The sequence below is a fragment of the Marinobacterium sp. MBR-111 genome, from assembly GCF_040547585.1.
GTDB lineage: Bacteria > Pseudomonadota > Gammaproteobacteria > Pseudomonadales > Balneatricaceae > Marinobacterium > Marinobacterium iners.
The window spans coordinates 1-6,093 of record NZ_JBEPQA010000055.1 but is presented as its reverse complement, the minus strand read 5'-3'; the positions used below and the strand labels follow the sequence as shown (position 1 = coordinate 6,093).

Here is a 6,093-nt window from a genome sequence, read left to right as displayed (position 1 = left end):
AGCGACAATATAACTGAGGAGCCGGATGCGGTAGTTCCGCACGTCCGGATCTGTGTGGGGGCGGTCTGGTAACAGGCCGTTCTACCACGACGATTGAGAATATGACCGCATTACTAGTGTCAGTCATTATATGGGGTATCGTTGCTTTCATGGCTACAGATGAATACTGCCGAGTCAATGAAGCCCGGACGTTACGGTTTCTTGTTGGTACAGGCATTGTCCTTATGCTTGTGGGAGTCTGGAGCTTTGAGGTAACTGATTTCGATAGGGTTTCATTCAGTGATTGGTTAATGGTTGGTTTTTTTCCAATCTTCTTGGTTTACCTTCGGTTAAAAACACAACTGACCAAGTCACAGGCTCAACATCAGGGTCGTGTCACGCCACCCTCAGAACTCGACCTAGATGTGATTTCGGAAAGATCATTGGTCAGAAATTTTCAGAGGGTACGTGTAATCATGTGGGTATGGGCTGTTGTTGCGTTACTGGTACATCTTTGGAGTAGAAGTGGGCTTTCAATCTAACCAATACAGGCACGGCAACGCTCACTACATTGCGCCTCCGGCTCCATTTCGTGGGTGCGCATGCTGCAAACGTTACGCAGGGCGTTCGTCTTGACGTACGTACTCGAAAGCGTACACTTGGTAAAAAGTTGAACACGCAAGAGGTGCGTCATGACCGGAATTACAGCCACTGAGGCGCGCAGCAACCTTTATCGGTTGATTGACGAGACCGCCGAATCCCACCAGCCAATCGTCATCATGGGTAAGCGGAATAAAGCTGTCCTGGTTTCCGAGGAAGACTGGTCTGCAATTCAGGAAACACTTTACCTGCTCTCCGTACCCGGTATGCGGGAGTCTATTCGTGAGGGTATGGTTACTCCCGTGGATGAATGCGATGAGGAGCTGAACTGGTGACATGGAAGTTGGTTTACACCAAACAAGCCCAGAAGGACGCAAAGAAGCTGGCCTCCAGCGGCCTCAAACCAAAAGCCGAAGAGTTATTGGCACTCATTGCAGAAGATCCGTACCGCAAGCCACCCCCGTTCGAGAAGTTGATTGGTGATCTTGCGGGTGCCTATTCACGCCGAATCAATATCCAGCACCGTCTGGTATACCAAGTGCTTGAAGACGAGAAAGTGGTAAAAGTCCTCCGTCTCTGGAGCCACTACGAATGATGCATAAGCGGAGTCGCCGTATTGGAGGATGTTCACGAGTACGAGAGGATGCAGGAGCGCCTTGAAATTCTGGAAGAGCTATATGAGGCGGAAGAACAGATAGCATCCGGTGATGGCATTGCGCATGAAAACGCGAAAAACAGGGTTTTGAGCAAGCTGGCTCCATGAAGATTGTTTGCTCCCCGCTCGCGCTTGTGCGTGTGGAAGATACAGCCCGCTATATAGCAGAAGATAGCCCGGATGCTGCGGTGGCTGGATGGAGGACTTGTTCTCTGCGGTAGAACGGTCAGCCGACTTTCCTGAAAGTGGACGAATGGTTCCCGAGCTAGGATCGCCCCGTATCAGGGAGCTGATATTCGGTACGTATCGGGTTATTTACAGTGCCAAAGATCAACACGGCTATAAACGGGTGCGTGAGCCGGTCGTTAAATTTCTTGACCGCACCTGTTAACAGGTGCTTTCTATGGCACCAAATCGTTGATCAGGTAATCACTATGCAAGTGAAATTTTCCGAGGATTATGAGAGAACCGCAGAGGAATTGCGGTTTGTAAAGGCGGTGGCGCAGGGGCTTGTGGATGTTCGTGAGGGCAACACCGTATCGTTGGATGATGCCAGGAAAGCGTTGGGTATCAAGTAAATGGAATTACGCATCGCCCAGTCCGCTCTTGAGGACTTACAGGCTATTCAGGCGTATTACAAAAGCAGGATGTGCCACATATCGGTGATGATTTCGTGGCTGCTATCCTGGAGCACTGTGAAATACTTCAAATCCACCCCGGTACTGGACGAGTCGTGCCTGAATTCAACATGGACACGATTCGAGAATTGATTCACGCGCCGTTTCGAGTTGTCTATCTCAGGCAGGCAAAAGAGCTTGTGCTCATACGAGTCTGGCGGAGAGAGAGGCAGCTCGAATTACCAGCAAACGAAACATAACCAGGGCGTGCTCCGGATGCCAAAACCTCCGCTACGCTGCGATTCTGTCACCGGTGATCGCGGGCGTTAGCTGTGATTTCCTCGCTCGCAAAAGTGATACTATAGTGCCACTATCCGTCTGATTCAGGGTGCTCCCATGAAAGTTGAGCTTGTTACGAACCTTAAGCGTCAAGCCACAAAGATTCTGGCAGATCTGCACGTGTCTAAAGAGCCGATACTGATCACCGAGCATGGTAGGCCATCCGCATACCTTGTCGATGTGCAGGATTACGAGTTCATGCAACGTCGCCTTGAGTTGCTTGAAGGGCTCTCGCGGGGAGAGCGTGCTGTACTTGAAGGAAGAACGTACAGCCAAACTGAGGCCAGGGAGAAAATGAGTAAATGGCTGAAGTAATCTGGACGGAGCCTGCGCTTCAAGAACTGGATGCCATCGCTGACTACATTGCTCTGGATAATCCTGTTGCTGCAGGTCATCTGGTTCAGAACGTTCTCGATAAGACCGGGCGTTTGGAAGAATTTCCCCAATCTGGACGGATTTCTCCAGAACTCCCTGATTCGGTCTACAGAGAAGTCGTGGTTCTACCGTGCCGTATTTTTTATCGTGAGGATGAGCAGCAGGTTCTCGTCCTCTATGTCATGCGAGAAAAGCGGCAGCTTCGTGCATACATGCTTGGAAACAGCTAACCAGGCGCGTCACTCGGATTCCTTTGTCTCCGCTTCGCTATGCCAAAGTCACCGGTGCGCTTCGGTGTTAACAATCCGAGTTACCCACGAACAGTAGACACCTTCTATAGTTAGGTTTACCCCTAACGGGGAGGTGTAAGATGGCCAGGAAAAAGTATCAGCACTATACCGATGAGTTTCGCCGTGAGGCGGTAAGACGTGCTGACCAACCCGGACACACAGCTTCATCAGTGGCAAAGGAGCTGGGGTACATCCTGGTCAGATCTACAACTGGAGATGCCAGTTTACCCGGTTGTCTGAGAAACAGTTCAATAGTCTGAATGGGGTGGATTACTCCAAGCCGGAGAGTAACGAAGTCCGGCAGCTGACGGAGGGCCGCCCCCGCACTTTGCAAGTCAGCACGATTAAAGTACGCTCTGATACAGGAGTATCGAGGGCAGTATGCGATACGGTTGATGTGCCGATTTCTGGATGTATCGGCTTCAGGATTGTCAGTACTCGTGTGCGCAGGCGAAAGATCATGGAAGAGCAGGTTATGGATACCTTTGCCACCTACAAAGCCCGTTACGGGGCGCCTAGAATCGCTCAGGAGCTGAATGCTCTTGGTGTCGACTGCTCTGTTAACTATGTCGCCAAGATCTTGAAACATAACGGTATACGGGCGCGTAATGGTAAAGCCTTTAAGTACTCGCCGAACACCGAAGCGATGACAGGCGTCGCTGAAAACCTTCTCAAGCGTCGTTTCAACGCAGACGGTCCGAATCAGAAAGGGCGACCGATATCACCTATATCTGGGTCCGGGATCGCTGGTTATACCTGGCGACGGTGATGGACCTGTACTCACGCAGCATTGTCGGCTGGGCACTGGATACCCACATGACCGAGCAGTTGATTACCGATGCGCTGCAAATGGCGATCAAGCGCCGGGCTATTGAACACGGTTTGATTATTCACTCTGACCGGGGTGTTCAGTACCGCTCCAATCGTTATCAGGCATTGATAGAGCGGCATGGTTGTAATCCAAGCATGAGCCATAAAGGAAACTGTCAAATAAACTAAAAGGATACTTATGAAATTAAAAATTTTGATATCTACTATTTTATTCCTTGTTTCTTTTGAATCTTTTGCCTATCAAAAAGAGATAGATAAGTTTTTCAAACTTTACGAAGAAGGAAAAATCGTTGAGGCAGTAGACTCTATTTACTCAACGAATAAATGGATGGGCAATAAGAGTGATGAGATTCAAAATGTCAAAACTCAGATGCAAAATTTGCAAACTCTCGTCGGTGAGTATCATGGTAAAGTAAAATTGGGTGAAGAATCATTAGAAGACAGACTTACTTACATATCATATTTAACAATGTTCGAGCGTCAGCCAGTTAGGCTGGAATTTGTTTTTTACCGCCCTAAAGATAAATGGATAATTTACTCCTACTCGTTTGACGACAATATAGATGAAGAGTTGATTGATTTCTCTAGGAAAAAAATAGTTGGTAGGATGGAAGGCAGCTAACAATTGGTTCAAACCAGCTCGCTGGGACGGGCTAAAGCTAGCTCTTTCACCAAACTTTATGTTTCTTAAAACGAGAGTAAGAATATGAGTTGGGATATTTTGATCATGAATTATAGAGGGAACCCCCCTCGTGTTGAGAATATGACCGATGATGATCGACCATTCTGCATAGGAAATGCGGGCCATGTGCGTGAATTAATTAACAAACAACTCTCAGGAATTGATTGGTCAGATCCATCATGGGGTATATACAAAGGAGAAGGGTTTTCTTTAGAGTTCAGTATCGGAGCGGAAGATGAAAAAGATTCTTTTATGGTTCATGTTCGTGGAGGTGGTGACCCTGTGGCAACACTAATGAAAATTTCGAACCCAAATGACTGGTCTTTATTAGATTGTTCCTCTGGTGATTTTATTGATCCAAACCGTCCAGAAAAGTCAGCATGGGGTGACTTCCAAAAATACCGTGATCAAATTATTTCAACAAAATCAGACAGTAAAACATAACAAGAGGCAGCAGCAACGCTCACTGCGCGTGCTGGAAAGGCTGCCGCTGTTCCTAGCGTTTAGATACAGAAAGTATGAGTGAAATATACAAAAAAATTGATGAAGTTATTAAGCTCGGTCTCGCTAGCTTTATGAAATCAGAGGGCTTCAAAAAATCAGCGCGCAACTGGCATAAGCAAGAAGGCGATAACTGGCTGGTCGTCAATGTGCAATCGAGCAGCCGAAACATAGGCGCTGAGGGGGCATTCACCATAAATCTTGGAGTTTACAATGCTGAGATATCCTCTCTAGCCGGGCAAGCCCCTCTCACTGGAAAGCCAAAGGAATACGAGGCCACCGTACGTGAGCGTGTTGGGGTTCTGGCACATGGTGTTGACCATTGGTGGAAAATAGACAAAGAGGCTGAACTTAGCCATATAGCACAGGAAGTAGTGGATGAAATGAAGAACTATGGTGTTCCTTGGCTCAATACTCATCAATCTGTCTCTGCCATAGCAGAGAGTCTTGAACAACAGCCCTCTTTAGAATCACTTTCGGCAGCGTTTTTATCGGGGGGCGAGGCAGCTGCAATTTTAAGGTTGAAAAAAGCAATTGAGTCACGTCCAAGAGCAAAAGACAGGCGCGAACTCAACCCCGAAGTGCGACACTCGCCTATGCAGCATGAAGGTATTCCTGGAATACAATTTCAGGCTGCCTGAACCCGAGGCATTTGCGAGGCCTCAGGTTTAACTGTTTTTCTGCCTTGCGGACATCCTCATCGGTGATCGTCCGCAGATCCGTACCTTTCGGGATGTACTGGCGTAGCAGGCCGTTAAAGTTCTCGTTCAGCCCACGCTCCCATGACGAGTACGGGTGGGCAAAATAGAACTCCGCGCCCAGCGCTTTGGCTATAGCTTTGTGCTCTACGAATTCGCTCCCGTTATCCGCCGTAATCGTATGCACATGCGCTGCATAGGGCTTGAGCATATCGATGATGGCATCCCGCACATCACTGGCCCGTTTGGCTGCTACTTTGCGGACCAGATACAACCTGCTTTTGCGCTCAGCCAAGGTAACTAGGGCACCGCTACCATGCTTGCCCAGCACCGTATCAACCTCCCAGTCACCGAAGCGCTCTCGCGTATCCACAATCGACGGGCGCTCATCTATCGAGCGCGGATCAGGGATCACCGAACGCTTGCTGTTGGGTAACCGCCGTTAAAACGACCCACTTGCCCTTAACTGTACTGCGCCACTTTTTTTGAAGTCCGCTCCAGTTCAACATTCCAGGGCAGCAGTCGC

At 48.7% G+C, this 6,093-nt stretch carries 13 protein-coding genes and 1 pseudogene; 13 read left to right on the top strand and 1 reads right to left on the bottom strand.

Annotated elements, in window-relative coordinates; genetic code table 11:
- The first annotated feature begins 671 nt into the window (after positions 1 to 671).
- The 13 genes from ABIE61_RS18375 to ABIE61_RS18315 all read left to right on the top strand — a co-directional run bounded on the left by ABIE61_RS18375 (position 672) and on the right by ABIE61_RS18315 (position 5,510).
- Positions 672 to 914 carry a type II toxin-antitoxin system Phd/YefM family antitoxin gene (locus ABIE61_RS18375; protein ID WP_354412235.1) on the top strand — a complete coding sequence of 81 codons (243 nt, stop codon included), beginning with the start codon at positions 672 to 674 and terminating at the stop codon, positions 912 to 914.
- Positions 911 to 1,174 carry a Txe/YoeB family addiction module toxin gene (locus ABIE61_RS18370; protein WP_354412233.1) on the top strand — a complete coding sequence of 88 codons (264 nt, stop codon included), beginning with the start codon at positions 911 to 913 and terminating at the stop codon, positions 1,172 to 1,174. The genes ABIE61_RS18375 and ABIE61_RS18370 overlap by 4 nt, the downstream gene beginning before the upstream one ends.
- A 21-nt stretch (positions 1,175 to 1,195) precedes the next feature.
- Positions 1,196 to 1,342: a hypothetical protein gene (locus tag ABIE61_RS18365; protein WP_354412230.1), complete on the top strand. Its 147-nt coding sequence runs from the start codon at positions 1,196 to 1,198 to the stop codon at positions 1,340 to 1,342.
- 88 nt (positions 1,343 to 1,430) lie between these two features.
- Positions 1,431 to 1,625, top strand: coding sequence for a type II toxin-antitoxin system RelE/ParE family toxin (locus tag ABIE61_RS18360; protein ID WP_354412228.1), 195 nt, complete (start codon positions 1,431 to 1,433; stop codon positions 1,623 to 1,625).
- 43 nt (positions 1,626 to 1,668) lie between these two features.
- Positions 1,669 to 1,812, top strand: a complete 144-nt coding sequence (locus ABIE61_RS18355; RefSeq protein ID WP_354412227.1) for a hypothetical protein — start codon at positions 1,669 to 1,671, stop codon at positions 1,810 to 1,812.
- A gap of 71 nt (positions 1,813 to 1,883) precedes the next feature.
- Entirely contained in the window at positions 1,884 to 2,111 is a 228-nt protein-coding gene (locus tag ABIE61_RS18350; protein WP_354412226.1) for a type II toxin-antitoxin system RelE/ParE family toxin, read from the top strand.
- Between the two features lie 136 nt (positions 2,112 to 2,247).
- Positions 2,248 to 2,505, top strand: coding sequence for a type II toxin-antitoxin system Phd/YefM family antitoxin (locus tag ABIE61_RS18345; RefSeq protein WP_354412224.1), 258 nt, complete (start codon positions 2,248 to 2,250; stop codon positions 2,503 to 2,505).
- Positions 2,493 to 2,795: a type II toxin-antitoxin system RelE/ParE family toxin gene (locus ABIE61_RS18340; protein WP_354412221.1), complete on the top strand. Its 303-nt coding sequence runs from the start codon at positions 2,493 to 2,495 to the stop codon at positions 2,793 to 2,795. The genes ABIE61_RS18345 and ABIE61_RS18340 overlap by 13 nt, the downstream gene beginning before the upstream one ends.
- Before the next feature lie 520 nt (positions 2,796 to 3,315).
- Positions 3,316 to 3,624: an IS3 family transposase gene (locus ABIE61_RS18335; RefSeq protein WP_354412218.1), complete on the top strand. Its 309-nt coding sequence runs from the start codon at positions 3,316 to 3,318 to the stop codon at positions 3,622 to 3,624.
- On the top strand, positions 3,624 to 3,854 hold the full coding sequence (locus ABIE61_RS18330) for a DDE-type integrase/transposase/recombinase (RefSeq protein ID WP_354412216.1): 231 nt from the start codon (positions 3,624 to 3,626) through the stop codon (positions 3,852 to 3,854). Before ABIE61_RS18335 ends, ABIE61_RS18330 begins: the two co-directional genes overlap by 1 nt.
- Before the next feature lie 10 nt (positions 3,855 to 3,864).
- Positions 3,865 to 4,308 carry a hypothetical protein gene (locus ABIE61_RS18325; protein WP_354412213.1) on the top strand — a complete coding sequence of 148 codons (444 nt, stop codon included), beginning with the start codon at positions 3,865 to 3,867 and terminating at the stop codon, positions 4,306 to 4,308.
- An 84-nt stretch (positions 4,309 to 4,392) separates the two neighbouring features.
- A complete protein-coding gene (locus ABIE61_RS18320; RefSeq protein ID WP_354412210.1) occupies positions 4,393 to 4,812 on the top strand; it encodes a hypothetical protein in 420 nt (139 codons plus the stop codon).
- A gap of 74 nt (positions 4,813 to 4,886) precedes the next feature.
- Positions 4,887 to 5,510 (top strand): DUF4304 domain-containing protein, encoded by a 624-nt coding sequence (locus tag ABIE61_RS18315; RefSeq protein WP_354412207.1) that lies wholly within the window; start codon positions 4,887 to 4,889, stop codon positions 5,508 to 5,510.
- On the opposite strand, the pseudogene ABIE61_RS18310 reads toward ABIE61_RS18315, so the two are convergent.
- Positions 5,464 to 5,994: pseudogene (locus tag ABIE61_RS18310) on the bottom strand (IS30 family transposase); the annotation flags it as partial. The gene ABIE61_RS18315 and the pseudogene ABIE61_RS18310 sit on opposite strands and share 47 nt — an antisense overlap.
- Positions 5,995 to 6,093 lie beyond the last annotated feature (99 nt).